We start from the raw sequence: 18,346 nt of genomic DNA, 5'->3' as shown, positions 1-18,346 counted from the left end.
CCTACTCCTTGGCGACGCGTTTCATGTCCGCATCCATCATCATGCGGATCAAGGTATCCAGGTCGGTTTTTGGCTTCCAGCCCAGCACACGCTGGGCCTTGGCTGGATTGCCGAGCAGCACTTCGACTTCGGCGGGACGGAAGAACGCCGGGTCAATCTTCACGTAATCGCGGTAGTTGAGGCCGACGTGATCAAAGGCGATGCGGCACATCTCGCGCACCGTGGTGGTCACGCCGGTGGCGACCACAAAGTCGTCAGGCTTGTCCTGTTGCAGCATCAGCCACATGGCTTCGACGTAGTCGCCGGCGAAACCCCAGTCGCGTTTCGCATCGATGTTGCCCAAGGCCAGCTCCTGCTGTTTGCCTTGTTTGATGCGTGCGGCAGCGTCGGTGACCTTGCGGGTCACGAACTCGATGCCGCGCAGTGGCGATTCGTGGTTGAAGAGGATGCCGCTGCTGGCGTGCAGGTTGAAACTTTCGCGGTAGTTGACGGTGATCCAGTGGCCGTACAGCTTGGCCACGCCGTACGGGCTGCGTGGGTAGAACGGCGTGTTTTCGTCCTGCTGCTCAGCCTGGATCAAGCCGAACATTTCACTGGTCGATGCCTGATAGAAGCGCGTGTGCGGGCTGAACTGACGGATCGCTTCGAGCAGGTGCGTGACGCCCAGACCGTCGACGATGCCGGTGGTCACCGGTTGATCCCAGGAGGCTGCGACAAAACTCTGCGCGGCAAGGTTGTAGACCTCGTCCGGCGCCGACTTGATGACAGCGCGCTGCACCGAACAGGCATCGGCCATGTCGCCGTCCAGATAAACGATGTCGGCTTCCACGCCCATTTCGCGCAGGCGCCAGCGCGAGTCGCTGCTGCGCCGTGCGACCAGGCCGTGAACCTTATAGCCCTTGTCCAGCAGCAATTTGGCCAGATAGGCGCCGTCTTGACCGGTGATCCCTGTGATCAGTGCACTTTTTGTCATTCTTGTTGTACTCGCGTCTCCCAGTCGGACAGGATCGCCCGCAGGGATTGTTGTGTTGTGAGTTGTGGCGCCCATCCTGTGGTTTGAGCGAGCTTCTGATGGCTGCCACAAACGCGACGCTGATCCGCGCGACGCAAGCGCGCGGGATCTTGAACCAGTGTTATTTCAACTTCGGCCAGATCGGCCATTTGTTCGATCAGGCTGCGAATGGTCTGCTCGCGCCCCGAGCAGATGTTGTAGACCTGCCCCGGCGTGCCTTTTTCCAGCAGCGCAAAATAAGCCGCGACCACGTCGCCGACATCGAGAAAATCACGGCTGACGTCGATGTCGCCGACTTCCAGTTGCGCGGCTTGCAGGCCCTGCTTGATACGGTTGATCTGGCGCGCGGCGCTGGCGATGACAAAACTGTCTTTCTGCCCGCTGCCAATGTGATTGAACGGGCGCGCGACCAGCATCGGCCAGCCTTCGCTCAGGCCCCATTGCAGGCAGAGAAACTCCGCCGAGAGTTTGCTCACCGCGTACGGATTACGCGGGCAGGGAGGCTGATGCTCGGTAATGGGCAGATCACTTTCGCCGACTTGGCCGTAAACGTCACCGGAACTGACATACAGAAACGTGCCCCGAAAACCGCGGGTCTTCAACGCTTGCAACAGGTTGAGTGTGCCCAGCAGATTGATTTCGAGGGTTCGCGCCGGATCACGAAAGGCTTCAGGCACAAATGTCTGCCCGGCCAGATGAATGACGGCATCGGGCAACTCTGGCCACAGCTCGGCGAGACTCTGCGCATCGCTCAGGTCATAACCTGCCGCCGGCAGCAGCTCCCAGGCAGAATCAGCCTCGCGCAGAGATGACTTGATGTGTTGTCCCACGAATCCGCTGAGACCCGTGACGAACAGACGCTTTTTCAAACAGCGACCCCTTGGTCTTGAACTTCGCTACTTCCTACATGATTTGAGGGAAGGTCTGTCAGCCGGTGGGGATAAATCGGCAGAACGAGCAGGCGAAGCCTTTTGTTGTAGTTGTTTGGTTGCCAATCTGTGCCAATTGCCGGCCAATTTCAACTGTCCAAACCGTGACCGGTCAGTTCTCGTCAGCTTAGCCGGTTTTTTCTCGCCGGGCGGTTCACGAATGCTCGACGGATGTGTTTAGAATGCCCCTCGTCGCCACTTTCCCGACTCACCCGGGAGCGTCGTGCGACAGGGTGAAACCGACCACTAAAACAAGAACAAAGACGTGCGTGAGGACGGAGGACGAGAGCCGGCGATGCCGACCCGATCCGACGCCTGGCCGTCATAGCATGAGGCTGCCGGGATGGCGGTTTCATCGTGGGATGCCATGAATTTCATTCTTTACTCGGACGTCAACGACAGCTCCATCAGCCAGAGTCTCGGGCGTCCCGAATACAGCTATTACTTCGTGCTCAAGGCCTATCGCCCGGTGCTGGAAAGCCTTGGGCGCGTGCACGTCGTAGCGTCCACTGCCGAGGTCGATGCGTTGTATCGGCAATTGCGTGCTGCAGGTGAAGACAGCGTATTCCTGTCGTTTACCCCGCCGCAGAAAACCCCGCTCGATCTGCAATGCCCGACCATTTGCGTGGTTGCCTGGGAATTCGATTCGATCCCCGATGAACAGTGGGACAACGATCCGCGCCAGGACTGGACGCAAATGCTTGCCCGTCAGGGCCGCGTCATCACGCTGTCGAGCCACACCGCCCGGGCGATCCGCCGCGCGATGGGTGAAGATTTCCCGGTGCTTGTATTGCCGACACCGCTTTGGGAGCAATTTGCGACGCTTCGTCAGCAGCACGTCCCAACGCCCGTCAATCCGGGTACGACGCTGGCCATCAAAGGTTGCATCTTCGATACCCGCACCCTGGGCCTGTCGGCCGATGCGCTGATTCCCACGCCATTGACCGCAGAAGAAGAGGCAGCGCTGGCGGCTGAGCTTGAAGCCGCGCGCCCGCCGCCGCTGACCCTCAAGCGCCGCTACGTCATTGCCCGGCATTACCTGCGTCTGTGGACGCTGGATGCGGGGCGCCGGGAGGTTGAGCCGGTGCCGCGGGTCAAGTTTCTGCACAACTGGTATTGGGAGGGCATTCGCGATCTGTTGCCGGATGCGCTGCACGGCTGGCTCGCTCAGCGTCTGCCCGCCATCGCCGGCCCGCAAGCGTTACCCGAACCGCCGCCGCTGGAGTTGCCGGATATTACGGGCGTGGTCGAAACCCATGTCGACGGCGTGATTTACGTCAGCGTGTTCAATCCCATGGATGGCCGCAAGAACTGGCATCGACTGATCTCCGCTTTTTGCTGGGCCTTTCGCGAAACGCCCGATGCGACGCTGGTGCTGAAGATCACCCAGAACGATCTGGCGTCCTATTACGTCGAACTGATGACTTTGCTCGCACAGCTCACGCCGTTCGCTTGCCGGGTGGTGGTGATGCACGGTTATCTGGACGACGCACAGTATGCGCGGCTCTATGCCGCCGCCAGTTTTTACGTCAACGCCTCGCGCTGTGAGGGCTTGTGCCTGCCGTTGATGGAGTTCATGTCTAGCGGCAAACCGGTGATCGCACCGGATCACACGGCCATGGAAGACTACATCGATGATTCGGTGGCCTTCGTGGTCAAGTCCAGCGAAGAGCTGACCATCTGGCCGCAAGACACGCGGATCATTTACCGCACCCTGCGTTACCGGCCGGATTGGGGGTCGTTGAAAAGCGCCTACGAAAACAGCTACCGGGTCGCCAGAAACCAGCCTCAGGATTACCAGCGCCTGTCCGCCGCAGCGGTGCAGCGCATGCATGATTACTGCGCCTTCGCGCCGGTGCAAAAACGCATGGCGGACTTTTTCGGACGGGCGCCCGACGCCACGGACGCCGCGCCAGTGACGGACAATGCCTCATGCTGATCATCATTCATTCGGAAACCAACCAGCACACCATCGCGCAGAATCTCGGCCGCTCGGAGTACAGCTACTACTTCGTGCTCAAGGAGTATCGTCCGGTGCTCGAACGCCTCGGGCGAGTGGTGGAAGTGGCCGATCCGCAGGCTGAAGTCGATGCGCTCTATCGGGAGTGCCTGGCCCGTGGCGAGCCGTGTGTGTTTCTGTCGTTCTCCCCGCCGCACCGCACGCCTCTGCACTTGGCGTGTCCGACACTGCCAGTGTTCGCCTGGGAGTTCAGCACCATTCCCAACGAGCCATTTGCCGGTGAACCGCGCAATGACTGGCGCACTGTGTTGCGTGCCTGTGGCGCGGCGATCACCCATTCCAGCTACACGGTCAACGCGGTGCGCGAAGCGATGGACACTGATTTTCCGATCGTCGCGGTGCCGGCGCCAGTGTGGGATCGCTTCGCGGCCCGGGGCGCTCAGCTACAAGGTAAAGGGCTGGCGGAGCCGCTGAAGCTGAAGATCAAGGGACTGGTGGCCGACAGTCGAACGCTTGATCTGAATGCCTTTGGCCCGAAACACCTGCGCAGCGGCAAGGGCATCGATTTCGCCGCCCCGGCCAGCGAGCAGGAGTTGCTGCTCGACGGCGTGGTTTACACCTCGGTGTTCAATCCGGGCGATGGGCGCAAGAACTGGGAAGACATGCTCAGCGCCTTCTGCGTGAGTTTTCGTGACGTCGAGGACGCCACTCTGGTGCTGAAACTGACTCACCACGATGCCGAAGAAGCGCTCAGCGACATCCTTCACCACCTGTATAAAAACCAGTCGTATCGCTGCCGCATCGTGTTGATTTACGGCTACCTCGCAGACCCGGACTACGAACGTCTGGTACAAGCCACCCGCTACGTGGTGAACACGTCCTACGGCGAAGGACAGTGCCTGCCGCTGATGGAGTTCATGTCCTGTGGCAAGCCTGCAGTCGCGCCGCGCACCACGGCGATGATCGATTATCTGAGCCACGACAACGCGTTCCTCATCGAGTCCACCGACGAGCTGACGTCCTGGCCGCACGACCCGCGCAAGGCCTTCCGCACCTTGCGTTACGTGACCGACTGGGCGTCTTTGTGCGTGGCTTATCAGGCCAGTTACGACGTAGCGAAAAACCAGCCGCAACGTTACGCGCAGATGTCCGCGCAAGCGGTTGCCAGCCTGCAGGGCTTTTGCAGTCAGGCCGTGGCGCAGGAGCGCTTGGGAGCGTTTCTCTCGCAGCGTTTTAAAAGCAGTGCGGTGTCCGTTGTCCCTTCCCCTGGAGCTACCTCATGTTGAGCCTTTTGAAGAAACTCACGGGGGCGAAGCCCACCTCGGCGCCTGCGCAACCGGCCAACGATAAAATCGATCCGTACTGGATCGGCCTGCACGATTCGATGCTCAGCGGCTGGTTCAACAAGGAAACCGGCGAGCTGTTCACCGGTTTCCCGGTGAACGCCGAGGACATCGTGCTCGACGTCGGCTGCGGCGACGGTGGCAACTTGCAGTTCTGCGGAATGCGCGGGGCAAAAGTCATCATTGCCGACATCGACGCAAACAAGGTCGAGACTTCCCGGCAGCGGCTCAGTGAAACCCCGGCGCGGGAAGTCGAGCATCACGTCACCGACGGTAATCCGTTGCCGATTGCCGATGCGACCGCCACCCGTGTGGTGTCCACCGAAGTCATCGAGCATGTCGACGACCCGGCACAGTTTCTCGCCGAACTGGTACGCGTCGGCCAGCCGGGCGCGCTCTATTTGCTGAGCGTGCCGCATCCCAGTTCGGAAAACCTGCAGAAGGGCATCGCCGCGCCTTCGTATTTTCAGAAGCCCAACCACATTCGTGTGATCAGTGAAGAACAGTTCAAGGCGATGGTCAGCGAAGCCGGGTTGGAAGTCATCAGCCACGGTCAGCACGGTTTTTACTGGTCACTTTGGATGCTGTTGTTCTGGGAAGCCAAGGTCGATCTGGTCAATCCCGATCACCCGTTGCTCAACCATTGGGCCAACACCTGGAAAGCGGTGCTGGACTCACCGCGCGGCGGGCAGATCAAGGAGGCGCTGGACAGCGTCGTGGCGAAAAGTCAGATCATCATCGCCCGCAAACCCTGATTCGCCTGTCTGCCAGCGGGGTGCAGGTTCGCCTCGCAGGATTTGTGTAACCTTGCAGCCTTGCGCTGTCAGGGATCGGAAAAAATGCGGTTTATCGTCGGGTTGTTGGTTGCGCTCGTACTCTCGGCTTGCGAGCGGCAGGAGGCACCGCCGCTCGATCAACAACTCTACGTCTGGCAACGCCAGTGGATGCCCGCCCATGAGGCGGCGCTGCGTGACAGTCGTCATGATTTCTCGACGCTGCGCGTGCTGGCCCTGCAGGCGTTTCCCAATGCCGGCTGGAGCCGGGCGCGGATCGACTCGACGTTGCTCAAGGCTGACGGTCGCCCGCTGATCGCGGTGATTCGTCTGGACGGTCAGCTCCAGGCACTCGATCAGGATCAGACCACTCAACAGATTCTTCAGGTGCTCGATGACTGGCGCGCACGCGGGCTGACGCTCGGCGGGGTCGAGATCGATCACGATGCGGGCAGCTCGCGCCTGGCCGACTACACCGCGTTCCTTGTGCATCTGCGAGCGGCTTTGCCGGTTGCGCTGCCCTTGAGCATTACCGCGTTGCCGGCGTGGCTCGACAGCCCGCAACTGCCGGCGCTGTTGGCCAGCGTCGACAGCAGTGTGTTGCAGGTTCACGCCGTCAGCGATCCGCGCCGAGGGTTGTTCGATCCGGATCAGGCCAGCCGTTGGGCCAAGGCCTGGGGTCGGATCAGCGGCAACCCGTTTTATCTGGCGCTGCCGGCCTACGGTGTGGCGCTGTTGCCGGACGACGGCGGTGCACCACGGGTAGAAAGTGAAGTGCCGCTGAACAGTGCCGGCGAGCGCCGCGAACTGCTCGCCGATCCGCTGCAGCTCAGCCATCTGGCGCAGCAACTTCGCGAAGACCGACCAACGCACCTGGCCGGTCTGATCTGGTTCCGCCTGCCGCTGGCCAACGACCGCCGCGCCTGGAGCCTGAGCACCTTGCGTGCAGTTGCCCTGGGAGAGGCATTGAGCAGCCAGCTCACCTTGAGGTTTTCTGAACAGAAAGGGCTGTTCGATATTCAACTGCACAATGCCGGCAATCTCGACAGCGCCTGGCCCGCACGGCTGACCGTGAAGGCGACGGGATGCGAAGGTGCCGACGCCCTCGCCGGTTATTCGTTGCAACAAGACCCGGATCTGCTTACCTTCACCCGCCTGCACGACGGCCGCCTGCCGGCGGACGGGCAGCGCGCCATCGGTTGGGCGCGTTGCGCAACTATTGATCAAGGAGGTTCGCATGTTGACCCGTAACTGGCCCCGCCATCTGCTCTGCCTGAGCCTCAGCCTGCCGCTGGGTTCGGCTGTGGCCTGCGGGCCGGATTTCCCGTTGCGTCTGCTCGACAATCGCGGGCAGACCCTGGCCGATTTGCCCGAGGGCAACTTCAACTTCGAGATCAGCCGCCTCGGTAAAACCATTGCCGGGCTGAAGAATGTCACAGCGGCGACGTACAACCCCAATGACTACTACGGCGAATCGAACGAGCTGGCCAAGGCGCGGGAAAAGGCCGAACAGTCCGGTCTGACTGCCGAGCAACTGGCGCTGGTCAAACAACTGCGTGGCTTGACCGATGCGCGTCAGGTCGATGCGCAGGGCGTCAGTCTGCCGGCGGAAATCCGTTTGTACGTGGCCGGCGCCGTGGCATTTGCCACGGGTGATCATCCGTTGGCCGTCGAGTATTTTGACCAACTGCTGGCGCTGCCGGCCGAGCAGCGGCCATTACGTAGCACCTGGGCGGCTTACTCCCTGGGCCGCACCTGGTTTGCCATGAGCAGCGAAGTCGATGATGCGATCGACGCGCTGGAGCATTCGCGCGAGGCGTTCCGGCAGACTCGTCAGATGAGCATCGACGGCTTCAGCGATCCACTGGAACTGGGTGTCGCCAGCCTCGGCGAAGAGGCGCGGGTTCTGCGCAGTGCCGGTGACTGGAGCGGCGCTATCGAGCTTTACGAAGCGCAAAACCTGCACGGCTCGGCGGTGGGCAATACGTCGCTCAGGCAATTGATGAATGAGCTGGCCGAGTTGCCTGACGCGGAACTGGCGAAGTTGCTCGAACACAAAGCGGTGCAGCAACTGGTCACGGCTTCGCTGGTGAGCCGGGTGGGCTGGTCGTTCGGTGAAGAGCCACCGAACGAGAAAAAACTCACCCGACTCCTGCAGAACAGCACCCGTGGCAGCCTCGACAACGCGGACCGGCTGGCGGCGATGAATTATCAACGGGGCGATTACGCCAGTGCCAAAGCCTTCCTCGAGAACGCCGGTGACGGCGGTCTCGCGTGGTGGATCAGGGCCAAACTGGCAGTGCGTGACGGCGACAGGAATGGCGCCGCTGCCGCCTATGCCAAAGCCGCGCAAGCTTTCCCGCAGAACGAAGACTGGGGCTACCGGCGCACGCCGGACTGGGCCTATGAAACCGTCCAGCCGAAATGCCGCGTCGAGGGTGAGAGTGCGATTCTCGCGTTGCAGCGCGGCGAATACCTGCAAGCTTTCGTGCAGTTGTATCGCAGCAACGACATCTACTGGTTCGACGCCGCGACAGTCGCCGAGCGAGTGCTGACGGTCGAAGAACTCAAACAGTACGTCGACGCTAACGTGCCAGCCCCGCAGGAACCGCTGCAGGAAGGGCTGGAACATTACGAGCAACTGCGCTCGGCGCAAAAACTGCGCAATCTGCTCGGTCGCCGCTTGCTGCGCGAAGGGCATTACGCGGACGCGGTCGGTTATTTCCAGGAAAGTCTGCAGAATCAGGCGAAGCTCTACGGCGAGCAAAGGCTGAAGGCCGACAGCGCCTGGTGGCCGACGAAGCGCGCCAGTGCGCTGTACAACGCGGCGTGGACGGCGCGCGAATGGGGCATGGATATTCTCGGCTACGAGATGGCGCCGGATTACGCGGTGTTCGGCGGTGGTTTCAGTCTGGAAAGCGCCGAACTGCAAGTCGGTCCGCTGGTGGCCGATGCCGAAGTGCAACGCCAGAAAGCCAGTGAAGCGCAGCCCGATCAGCGTTTCCACTACCGCTTTGTGGCCACGGCGCTGGCCAGTCGTGCGGCCGATAATCTGCCGCACAGCAGTCAAGCGTTTGCCGCGGTGTTGTGCAACGCTGCCGGTTGGAACAGCAGCCTGCAAGAACAGAGCGCGCTGTATCAGCGTTACGTCAAAGAAGGCCCGTATGTGCCGTGGGCGGTGGACTTCGGCAACCAGTGCCCGTATCCGGATTTCGAAAACGCCGACAAGCGTTACGTCACTCAGGTCACCGACGCCGTGCGCGGCGCGCTGCGACCGTACAAGTGGCCGGTGCAGATCGGCGCGATGGTGCTGACGGTGGGCGCCGCGTTGCTGCTGATCACTCGGCGCCAGCGCAAGGCCCGCAAAGGCTAGGCCTGCTGGACGAAGGTCAGGCGCACCGCGAAGCCGATCAACAGGCTGCCGAACAGCCATTGCTGAACCCGCTGGGCGGTTGGACTGTGTTGCAGCCAACGGCCCAGCGCGGCGCCGGTCAGGGCGTAGGCGCTGTCGAACAGCAGGCCGACACCGACCAGCAGCAGACCGAGCAGGGCGAATTGGTTGAGCACCGGCGCACCGTCATTGACGATAAACTGCGGCAGCAGCACCGAGCAGAACAGCAGCGCTTTCGGGTTGAGCAGATTGGTCAGCAAACCGCGTCGAATCGCTTCACGCCACTGTCCGCGGGTGTCGGCAATGCCGGCGCTGTTCAGGTTGGGCAGCAACGTGCTGCGCAGGCATTGAATGCCGATCCACAACAGGTACGCCGCCCCCGCGAGCCGCACCACGTCGAATGTCCACGGCGCAGCCTTGAACAGCGCCGCCAGCCCCAACGCCGCCAACGCCACATGACAAGCCCGGGCAATCCCCAGACCCATGGCGGTGGCCAACGCTGCGCCGCGACCCTGACGGGCGCCGGTTTGCAGCAGCAGGATCATGTCCGGGCCGGGCAACAGGTACACCACAGTCAATGCGAGGAAAAACAGCCAGAGAGTTGCCACGCCACACCCCTTTCGTTGTCGATTCGGTCGCGTCAGTCTAGAGCCGAAGGGCAGGGCAGGTGCTTGCGAAGTCAGCTTCAAAAGGGCTATGAATTGGCATAACCTGCTTTCCTTTTACGTCTTTGCAATCAGGATCTGCCAAACATGAAACTCGACGCTTTCGATCGCAAGATTCTCGCCGCGCTGCAACGCAATGGACGGTTGAGCAACGTCGAACTGGCCGACGAGATTGGGTTGTCAGCGTCGCCATGCCTGCGCCGGGTGCGGATGCTGGAGGAGGCCGGGGTGATTCGCGGTTATCAAGCCAATCTGGATCGTGATGAAGTGGGGTTGGGGCTGACCGTGTTTGTCGGGGTCAAGGTTGAGCGCCACAACGACGAGCAGGCCGAAGCCTTTTACCGAGCAGTGACCGCTTTGCCGGAGGTGATTTCGGCGTTTCTGGTGTCCGGTGAATCGGATTTTCTGCTGCAAGTGGTGGTGCCGGATCTACGCGCGTATGACCGGTTTCTTAGCGGCCATCTGCTGAAGCTGCCGGGGGTGAGTGACATTCGCAGCAATTTCGCGATTCATACAGTGAAGACGCCGGGGGCTTTGCCGTTGGGGCATCTTCCGCTCTAGACCGAGTTGCCTCCTTCGCAAGCAAGCCCGCACACACAAGAGCATCGCTGTACCTGTGGGAGCGGGCTTGCTCGCGAAAGTGCCAGTCCAGTCCATGGGTTTCCTGAAATTACATCTGAGTCGCCATCCCCTCCACATTCATTGCCGCCTGGCGCAACGCCTCGGAGCGTGTCGGGTGCGGATGGCAGGTCAGGGCAATGTCTTCGGCCGAAGCACTGAACTCCATTGCCACACAAAACTCACCGATCATTTCGCTGACACTCGGGCCGACCAGATGCACGCCGAGCACTTCGTCCGTGCGCTCGTCGGCAATGACTTTGGCAAAGCCTTCGGTCTCATGGTTGATCTTCGCCCGGCTGTTGGCGGTGAAGGGGAATTTGCCGACCTTGTAGGCGCGGCCTTCTGCCTTGAGCTGTTCTTCGGTCTTGCCGACGCTGGCCAGCTCCGGTTTGGTGTAGATCACGTTGGGGATCAGGTCGTAATTGACCTCGCCGGCCTTGCCGTGAATCTGCTCGACACAGGCCATGGCTTCGTCTTCGGCCTTGTGCGCGAGCATCGGCCCGGACGTCACGTCGCCGATCACCCAGACCCCGGCCGCTTCAGTGCGGTGCTGTTTGTTGGCGAGCATGCCGCGTTTGTCGGTGCTCAGGCCGACGTTTTCCAGGCCCAGGCCTTGGGTGTACGGGCGACGACCGATGGCCACCAGCACGTAATCAGCTTCGAGTAACTCAGCGCTGCCGCCAGCAGCAGGCTCGACGCTCAGTTGTACGCCGCTGGCGGACGACGTGGCACTGGTGACTTTCGAACTCAGTTTGAAAGCGATGCCTTGTTTGCTCAGCGAACGCTGCAAGGTTTTGCCGGCCTCGCCATCGACGCCTGGGCAGATGCGATCAAGGTATTCGACCACGGTGACTTGTGCTCCGAGACGCCGCCAAACCGAGCCCAACTCAAGGCCGATCACACCGGCACCGATCACCACCAGGTGCCTGGGCACTTCACTCAGGGACAGCGCACCGGTCGAGTCGAGGATGCGTCTGTTGTCGATCTCGACGCCCGGCAGGGGAGTGGGCTCGGAACCGGTAGCGATGATGATGTCCTTGGCGGTCAACTCGACCTTGCTGCCCTGATCGCCGGTCACCGTGACCTTGCCCGGGCCGTCGATATGGCCCCAGCCCTTGATCCACTCGACTTTGTTCTTGCGAAACAGAAACTCGATGCCCTTGGTCAGGCCGGCCACGCTCTCGTCTTTCTGCTTCATCATTTGCGCGAGGTTGAGCGTCGGTTTGACTTCGATGCCGAGGTTGGCGAACTCCGCACCCATGGCCGCGTCGTACAGCTCCGAGGCATGCAACAAGGCTTTGGACGGCATGCAACCGACGTTCAGGCAGGTGCCGCCAAGGGTCGCGCGCCCCTCCACGCAAGCGGCCTTGAGGCCCAATTGGCCGGCGCGGATAGCCGCGTTATAGCCACCGGGGCCGCCGCCCAGAATCACTACGTCATAGTTGCTCATGCGCTTACTCCTGGTTGAGGGATGCGGATCGCTAAAAGTAGTCGTCGATTAAAATTACGAACGTAATATGTGCGTTTCCGGACATTTCGGTCAAGGCTTCAGGCAAGAGACAGGTTGGGCGTCTTTGAATAAGCGCAACTGTGTACGAATATTTCACGCTTTTCGTTATATCGTAACGATACGAAGAGTAGGCCAATGAGCTTGGGGTGATATGCAAGTCGATCTGGAGGTTGATGGCACGCAAGTGACCGGACTGCCGCGCTTTCAACAGGCGGCGACGCAGGGCAGACGACTGCGGCGGCTGGCCATCGGACTTGGCGGTTTGACCGGTGCCGGTTGGGTGCTGGCGTTTTTTGTCGGGCTGTTTGCCCCGCAATCGTTATGGTTGCCACTGCTGGTCAACCAGAGCGCGGCGCTGCTGGTTTTACTCGCCGGGCTGCAATCGGCGTGGTGGGTGACACGCTGGCGTGAACGGGCGATCAATCCTCAGGCGTCTATTGCGCCGGGATTGGAGGAGCCGCCGCCTCCGGAGGGCTGGTACGAACGACTGCTCGAGCGCCTGAATCAGCGCAGTCTGCATCTGCTTGGGCTGATTGGCGCGGCGACGTTGTGGCTGGGTGGTTGCGCGTTGCTGGCAGTGCTGAGCATCGAGCAAGTGTGGAACCTCGCGCTCCCGGCGGCAGCCGTCGGACTGTCGGCCACGGTCGGCGCGGCATTGGCCTTGCTGCTGGCGTTCGGTTTGCTGGTGCTGGAGCGGCAATTGGCCCAGGAGAACCCGGCGCAGTGGCCCGAAGCCGCCTCGCTGGCGCAACTCACTCGCGTGGCGATCATCAGCCTGGTACTGGCTGCGCTGTGTTTATTGTTCGCCGGTGAAAGCGCAGTGTGGCCTGTGCGTCTTGCGGTGTTGACTGCCATCTTGCCGGGATTGGTGGCGATTGAGCTGCTATTGCGTGCAGTTCTGTCGGTATTCAGTCCGCGGCGCGAACAACTTGAGCCGACTCTGCTGGCGCGCAGTTTTGTCGCCGACATGCTGCGTTGGCCGCCGCAACCTTTGCTCGCGTTGCAACATGAATTGCACAACCGTTTCGGCATCGATTTACGCCAGATCTGGGCGTTCAGTTACATGCGCCGAGCGTTGTTGCCGGTGCTGGCGCTGGTGGCTGTCATCGGCTGGCTGTTGACCGGCATCCACGAGATTCCCCTGCAAGGTCGCGGTGTGTACGAGCGTTTCGGCAAACCGGTGCAAGTGTTCGGCCCCGGGTTGCACGCGGGGCTGCCTTGGCCGCTGGGTCGCGTGTTGAGCATTGAGAACGGTGTCGTGCACGAGTTGGCGACCAGCGTTGGCGAGAACCCCGCGCCGGTTCAGCCTGATCCCGCCGAAGGCCCCGCGCCATCGACCGCCAACCGCTTGTGGGACGCTAGCCACGTCAACGATAAATCCCAGGTCATCGCCAGCAGCCGGGGCGAGCAACAGAGCTTTCAGATCGTCAACATGGACGTGCGTTTCGTCTATCGCATTGGCCTCAGTGATCAGGCCGCGCTGGCCGCGACGTACAACAGCGCCGATGTACCCACGCTGATTCGCAGTACCGCCAGCCGGATTCTGGTGCACGATTTCGCCTCGCGAACCCTCGACGGTTTGCTCGGCGAAGACCGGGTTGGGCTGGCCGAGGAAATCGGGCGTGCGATGCAAAGCGATCTGCAGAAACTCGACAGCGGCGTGGAAATTCTCGCCACCGTGGTCGAGGCGATTCACCCGCCGGCCGGTGCCGCCAACGCTTATCACAGCGTGCAAGCGGCACAGATTGACGCGCAGGCGTTGATCTCCCGCGAGCGCGGCGCCGCCGCACAAGCGAGCAATCAGGCGCAGTTGCAGGCCAGTCTTGCGCGGGATCAGGCCAGCGCCAATGCGCGTGAAATCAACGCGACGGCGCAGGCGGCGGATCTGAAATTCAGTGCTGAGCAAAAGGCTTTTGCCAGCGCCGGCCAGGCTTTTGTGCTGGAGCAGTACCTCAGTCAACTGAGTCTGGGACTGAGCAAAGCCAGGCTGCTTATTCTCGATCATCGTCTGGGCGGCAGCAGTAATGCGCCGACCATCGACCTGCGTACGTTCACGCTGCCGACTGATCCGTCGCCCGCGCGCACCAACGCTCAACCAGGAGTCACCCATTGAGCCAGTCGCATACCCACGATCAACATGACCATAGCGGCCACGATCACGGCCACGGCGGGCATCACCATCATCACGGCCATCATCACCATCACCACGGTGCACCTGAAGAGGCGGGACCATTCCCGTGGCGGCGCATGGGCTGGGCGGTGTTGTTGGTGGCGTTCGCGATTGCAGCGGCGAGCCTGGTACAGGTTCGCTCCGGTGAAGCCACGGTGATCACCCGTTTTGGCAACCCCGCCAGAGTCTTGCTTGATCCCGGTTTGAACTGGCGCTGGCCGGCGCCATTCGAAGCGGCGATCCCGGTGGATCTGCGTCTGCGCACCACGTCCAGTGGCTTGCAGGATGTCGGCACCCGCGACGGTTTGCGCATCATCGTTCAGGCTTACGTGGCGTGGCAGGTGCAAGGTGATCCGGACAACGTGCAGCGTTTCATGCGCGCGGTACAGAACCAGCCGGATGAAGCGGCGCGGCAGATTCGCACGTTTGTCGGCTCGGCGCTGGAAACCACCGCCAGCAGTTTTGACCTGGCGAATCTGGTGAACACCGATGCCAGTCAGGTGCGCATCGCTGATTTCGAAGCGCAATTGCGCCAGCAGATCGATCAGCAATTACTCGCCACTTACGGTGTGCGAGTGGTGCAGGTGGGCATTGAACGACTGACCTTGCCTTCGGTCACGCTCACGGCCACCGTGGATCGCATGCGCGCCGAGCGTGAAACAATCGCCACCGAGCGCACCGCGATCGGCAAACGCGAAGCTGCACAAATTCGTTCTGCCGCCGAGCGTGATGCGCGGATTGTGCAGGCGGATGCAACCGTGAAAGCCGCCGATATCGAAGCGCAGTCTCGCGTCGAAGCTGCGCAGATTTATGGCCGGGCCTACGCCGGTTCGCCGCAGTTGTATAACTTGCTGCGCTCATTGGACACCCTCGGCACCATCGTGACGCCGGATACCAAGTTGATTCTGCGCACCGATGCCGCGCCATTCCGCGTGCTGGTCGATGGGCCGCCGACGCTCGAAAGCAAAGCCGGGTCGCAGCCATGAATGATGAAGTTCCACGTGGAACACAATCGTTGAACAGCCCGTGGATTCAAGCCGGGCGCTTGGCGTTTTTTGCTCTGTACGCGGTGACAGTGTTGGCGGCGTTGGCCTGGGCATTTTCCAATGTGCGGCAGATTGATCCGCAGAATCGCGCAGTGGTTTTGCACTTTGGTGCACTTGATCGCATTCAGAACGCCGGGCTGTTATTGGCGTGGCCGCAGCCCTTCGAGCAGGTGATTTTGCTGCCGGCAGCGGATCGCGTTATTGAGCGCCGGGTGGAAAATCTGCTGCGCAGCGATGAGGCGCTGAAGGCTGACCGAGTGGCTTCATTCGCCACACCATTGAGCGATGCCTTGGCCGGTTCTGGTTATTTATTGACCGGTGATGCCGGCGTGGTGCAGCTGGAAGTACGAGTGTTTTACAAGGTTACCGATCCGTATGACTTCGTGCTTCAGGGTGATCATGTCTTGCCCGCACTGGATCGTCTGGTGACGCGCAGTGCCGTTGTTCTGACGGCGGCGCGGGATCTGGACACGATTCTGGTCGCTCGTCCGGAACTGATCGGCGCCGACAATCAGGCTGCCGAACGTCGGGAACGGCTGCGGGGTGATCTGGTGCAAGGCATCAATAAACGTCTGGCTGAGCTGAAGGTCGGCGGGCAGGGCATTGGCATCGAGGTGGCGCGAGTCGACGTGCAATCGAGTCTGCCGGATCCCGCTGTCAGCGCGTTCAATGCGGTGTTGACGGCCAGCCAGCAGGCCGACAAAGCCGTGGCCAACGCGCGCACCGAGGCTGAAAAACTGAATCAGACGGCTAACGAACAGGCCGACCGCACGCTGCAGGTGGCTCACGCTCAGGCGGGTGAACGTTTGGCCAAAGCATCGGCCGACACCGCCACGGTGTTGAGTCTGGCCAAGGCTCAGCAACAGGGCACCGACCCGCAATTGCTCCTGCGCCTATACCGCGAACGCATGCCGAAGATTCTCGGTCAGGCCGGGTCAGTGACCACGGTCGATCCGAAAGATGATTCGCGTTTAATCATTCAGGGAGCGAGTCAATGACTGCGTCCACGGCTGCACCGAGCCTGTTGTCCTCGGCGGAACAGCGCCGCGCCGCGCGCCAATTGACCCTGGCAATGCTGGCTCTCGGCTTGCTTGGCCTTGGTTTGCTCTGGCGCTGGATGCTGCCGGAGCAAAGCGGCGTCAGTCAGTTACTGCTCGGTTTTGCCTCTTTACTGGTCGCCGTACCGGTGATGCGCTCGGCGTGGTACAGCCTGCGTTATCCGAGCCTGCACGGCATCACCGATCAACTGATCGCTCTGGCGATGCTCGGCGCGTGGGCGACGGGTGATTTGCTCACGGCGGCGTTGTTGCCAATCATCATGATCTTCGGCCATGTGCTCGAGGAGCGCAGTGTCATCGGTTCGCAGGAAGCGATTCATGCGCTGGGCCAACTCACCCGCAGCCATGCGCGCAAGATTCAGGCTGACGGCGCGATCATCGAAGTCGACAACGGCACGCTCAAGTCCGGTGACCTCGTTGAGGTGCGGGCCGGTGATCGCGTGCCGGCGGATGGTCGGGTTTTGTCCGGGCAGGCCAGTCTCGACACCGCTTCGATCACGGGTGAGTCCGTGCCGGTCGAAGCGGGCCCGGGCATGACGGTGTTCGGCGGGGCCATCAACCTCGACGGCTTGCTGCGCATCGAAGTGACGCGCACCGGCGACGAATCGACCCTGGGCAAAGTCATCGCGCTGATGCAAAACGCTGAGCGCTCGAAACCGCCGATCACTCGTTTGCTTGAGCGTTATGCCGGCAGTTACATGGTGCTGGTGTTGTTGTTGGTTGCGGTGACCTGGTTCATCACCCATGATGCGCAGGCGATGCTCGCGGTGTTGGTCGCCGCGTGTCCGTGTGCGTTGGTGCTGTCGGCGCCGGCCACGGCGATTGCCGGTGTGGCGGTGGCAGCGCGTCACGGCATCCTGATCCGCAGCTCGGCATTTCTCGAAGAGCTGGCCGACCTTACATCCCTGGTGGTGGATAAAACCGGCACGCTGACTTACGGCACTTTACGTCTGCAGTCGATCGACAGCCCGCGCGCGGAGCCTTCGACCGTCATGGCACTGGCCGCCAGTCTTGGCGCGGCGAGCAGTCACCCGGTCAGTCGTGCGCTCGCCGGGCTGGTCAGTCAGGAACACTATCTGTCGCTCAGCGACATCCACGAGCGTCAGGGCCTCGGCGTCGTTGCCGTCACTGCGCAAGGCGAAGCCGCGCTCGGGCGCCCGGAGTTGTTCGCACAACTGGCGATTTCCACCAGAACGGTTCCCGAGCACGACGGGCCGATTGCCGGTCTGGCGCTGAACGGTGAATTTCTCGCCTGGCTATTGTTGGCCGATACGGTCAAACCGGAAGCGCGTTTTGCGCTGGACGAGTTGCGTGAGCTGGGTCTGGGTCGGCAGTTATTGCTGACTGGCGATCGGCACAGTGTCGCTCGATCATTGGCCAAGGATGTCGGCCTGCATGAGGTCGAAGCGCAGGCCTTGCCCGAAGACAAACTCAATCGCGTGCTCAAGGAAATCGACAATGGTTTCCGGCCCATGGTGGTCGGTGATGGCATCAATGATTCGCTCGCTCTCAAAGCCGGTGTGGTGGGTGTGGCGATGGGGGCGGGCGGTGCGGACATTGCGTTGGCGTCGGCGGACATCGTGTTGATCGGCAGCGACCTGCGCCGGCTCGGCACCTGCGTGCGACTGAGCCGTCAGTGCCGCAGGACTTTGCAGGTCAACGTGATCATCGGTCTGGGCTGGACGCTGGCTATCGTCGTGTTCGCCGCGTTCGGTTGGCTGGGCGCCGCCGGGGCGATGATCGCAGCGTTGTTGCACAACCTCAGCACGTTGCTGGTGCTGGGCAATGCCGGGCGATTACTGCGCTTTCAGGAGCCGCTGCTCAAGCTCAAGGAAGAAAATTGAAATTATTTTTTGATCCGCTGTAAC

14 protein-coding genes are annotated in these 18,346 nt (G+C 61.5%); 10 read left to right on the top strand and 4 right to left on the bottom strand.

Going from position 1 to position 18,346, the window contains the following annotated elements; genetic code table 11:
• Window position 1: 1 nt before the first annotated feature.
• The gene (gmd, locus tag F2P67_RS17665; protein ID WP_011336673.1) at window positions 2–973 is read right to left on the bottom strand and encodes a GDP-mannose 4,6-dehydratase; all 972 of its coding nucleotides are present in this window, start codon (window positions 971–973) and stop codon (window positions 2–4) included.
• The gene (locus tag F2P67_RS17660; protein ID WP_166222043.1) at window positions 970–1,881 is read right to left on the bottom strand and encodes a GDP-mannose 4,6-dehydratase; all 912 of its coding nucleotides are present in this window, start codon (window positions 1,879–1,881) and stop codon (window positions 970–972) included. Before F2P67_RS17660 ends, gmd begins: the two co-directional genes overlap by 4 nt.
• A gap of 427 nt (window positions 1,882–2,308) precedes the next feature.
• On the opposite strand from F2P67_RS17660, the gene F2P67_RS17655 reads away from it, so the two are divergent.
• The 5 genes from F2P67_RS17655 to F2P67_RS17635 all read left to right on the top strand — a co-directional run bounded on the left by F2P67_RS17655 (window position 2,309) and on the right by F2P67_RS17635 (window position 9,390).
• Window positions 2,309–3,880 carry a glycosyltransferase gene (locus F2P67_RS17655; protein WP_246226518.1) on the top strand — a complete coding sequence of 524 codons (1,572 nt, stop codon included), beginning with the start codon at window positions 2,309–2,311 and terminating at the stop codon, window positions 3,878–3,880.
• Window positions 3,874–5,187, top strand: a complete 1,314-nt coding sequence (locus F2P67_RS17650) for a glycosyltransferase (RefSeq protein WP_166222040.1) — start codon at window positions 3,874–3,876, stop codon at window positions 5,185–5,187. Before F2P67_RS17655 ends, F2P67_RS17650 begins: the two co-directional genes overlap by 7 nt.
• Window positions 5,181–5,999 carry a class I SAM-dependent methyltransferase gene (locus F2P67_RS17645; RefSeq protein ID WP_166222038.1) on the top strand — a complete coding sequence of 273 codons (819 nt, stop codon included), beginning with the start codon at window positions 5,181–5,183 and terminating at the stop codon, window positions 5,997–5,999. Before F2P67_RS17650 ends, F2P67_RS17645 begins: the two co-directional genes overlap by 7 nt.
• 84 nt (window positions 6,000–6,083) lie before the next feature.
• The gene (locus F2P67_RS17640) at window positions 6,084–7,268 is read left to right on the top strand and encodes a DUF3142 domain-containing protein (protein ID WP_166222036.1); all 1,185 of its coding nucleotides are present in this window, start codon (window positions 6,084–6,086) and stop codon (window positions 7,266–7,268) included.
• Window positions 7,255–9,390 carry a hypothetical protein gene (locus F2P67_RS17635; protein ID WP_166222035.1) on the top strand — a complete coding sequence of 712 codons (2,136 nt, stop codon included), beginning with the start codon at window positions 7,255–7,257 and terminating at the stop codon, window positions 9,388–9,390. The genes F2P67_RS17640 and F2P67_RS17635 overlap by 14 nt, the downstream gene beginning before the upstream one ends.
• On the opposite strand, the gene F2P67_RS17630 is transcribed toward F2P67_RS17635, so the two are convergent.
• Window positions 9,387–10,016, bottom strand: coding sequence for a LysE family transporter (locus F2P67_RS17630; protein ID WP_166222033.1), 630 nt, complete (start codon window positions 10,014–10,016; stop codon window positions 9,387–9,389). The genes F2P67_RS17635 and F2P67_RS17630 overlap by 4 nt on opposite strands.
• Before the next feature lie 144 nt (window positions 10,017–10,160).
• On the opposite strand from F2P67_RS17630, the gene F2P67_RS17625 reads away from it, so the two are divergent.
• A complete protein-coding gene (locus F2P67_RS17625; protein WP_166222032.1) occupies window positions 10,161–10,634 on the top strand; it encodes an Lrp/AsnC family transcriptional regulator in 474 nt (157 codons plus the stop codon).
• Between the two features lie 109 nt (window positions 10,635–10,743).
• On the opposite strand, the gene lpdA is transcribed toward F2P67_RS17625, so the two are convergent.
• Window positions 10,744–12,144 (bottom strand): dihydrolipoyl dehydrogenase, encoded by a 1,401-nt coding sequence (lpdA, locus tag F2P67_RS17620; RefSeq protein WP_166222030.1) that lies wholly within the window; start codon window positions 12,142–12,144, stop codon window positions 10,744–10,746.
• A 211-nt stretch (window positions 12,145–12,355) separates the two neighbouring features.
• Here lpdA and hflK (F2P67_RS17615) point away from each other — a divergent pair, with 211 nt between their 5' ends.
• The 4 genes from hflK (F2P67_RS17615) to F2P67_RS17600 are packed head-to-tail and all read left to right on the top strand — an operon-like array spanning window position 12,356 to window position 18,322.
• Window positions 12,356–14,317 (top strand): protease modulator HflK, encoded by a 1,962-nt coding sequence (gene hflK, locus F2P67_RS17615; RefSeq protein ID WP_166222028.1) that lies wholly within the window; start codon window positions 12,356–12,358, stop codon window positions 14,315–14,317.
• Window positions 14,314–15,360: a protease modulator HflC gene (hflC, locus tag F2P67_RS17610; RefSeq protein WP_166222027.1), complete on the top strand. Its 1,047-nt coding sequence runs from the start codon at window positions 14,314–14,316 to the stop codon at window positions 15,358–15,360. Before hflK (F2P67_RS17615) ends, hflC begins: the two co-directional genes overlap by 4 nt.
• Window positions 15,357–16,418, top strand: a complete 1,062-nt coding sequence (gene hflK / locus F2P67_RS17605) for a protease modulator HflK (protein WP_166222026.1) — start codon at window positions 15,357–15,359, stop codon at window positions 16,416–16,418. The genes hflC and hflK (F2P67_RS17605) overlap by 4 nt, the downstream gene beginning before the upstream one ends.
• Window positions 16,415–18,322: a heavy metal translocating P-type ATPase gene (locus F2P67_RS17600; RefSeq protein ID WP_166222024.1), complete on the top strand. Its 1,908-nt coding sequence runs from the start codon at window positions 16,415–16,417 to the stop codon at window positions 18,320–18,322. Before hflK (F2P67_RS17605) ends, F2P67_RS17600 begins: the two co-directional genes overlap by 4 nt.
• Window positions 18,323–18,346: the final 24 nt, after the last annotated feature.

Origin of the sequence: Pseudomonas atagonensis, from assembly GCF_011369485.1 — a bacterium.
GTDB classification, from domain to species: Bacteria; Pseudomonadota; Gammaproteobacteria; order Pseudomonadales; family Pseudomonadaceae; genus Aquipseudomonas; species Aquipseudomonas atagonensis.
Note: the sequence above shows the minus strand (reverse complement) of the source record. Positions and strands in the feature narration are given on the sequence as shown.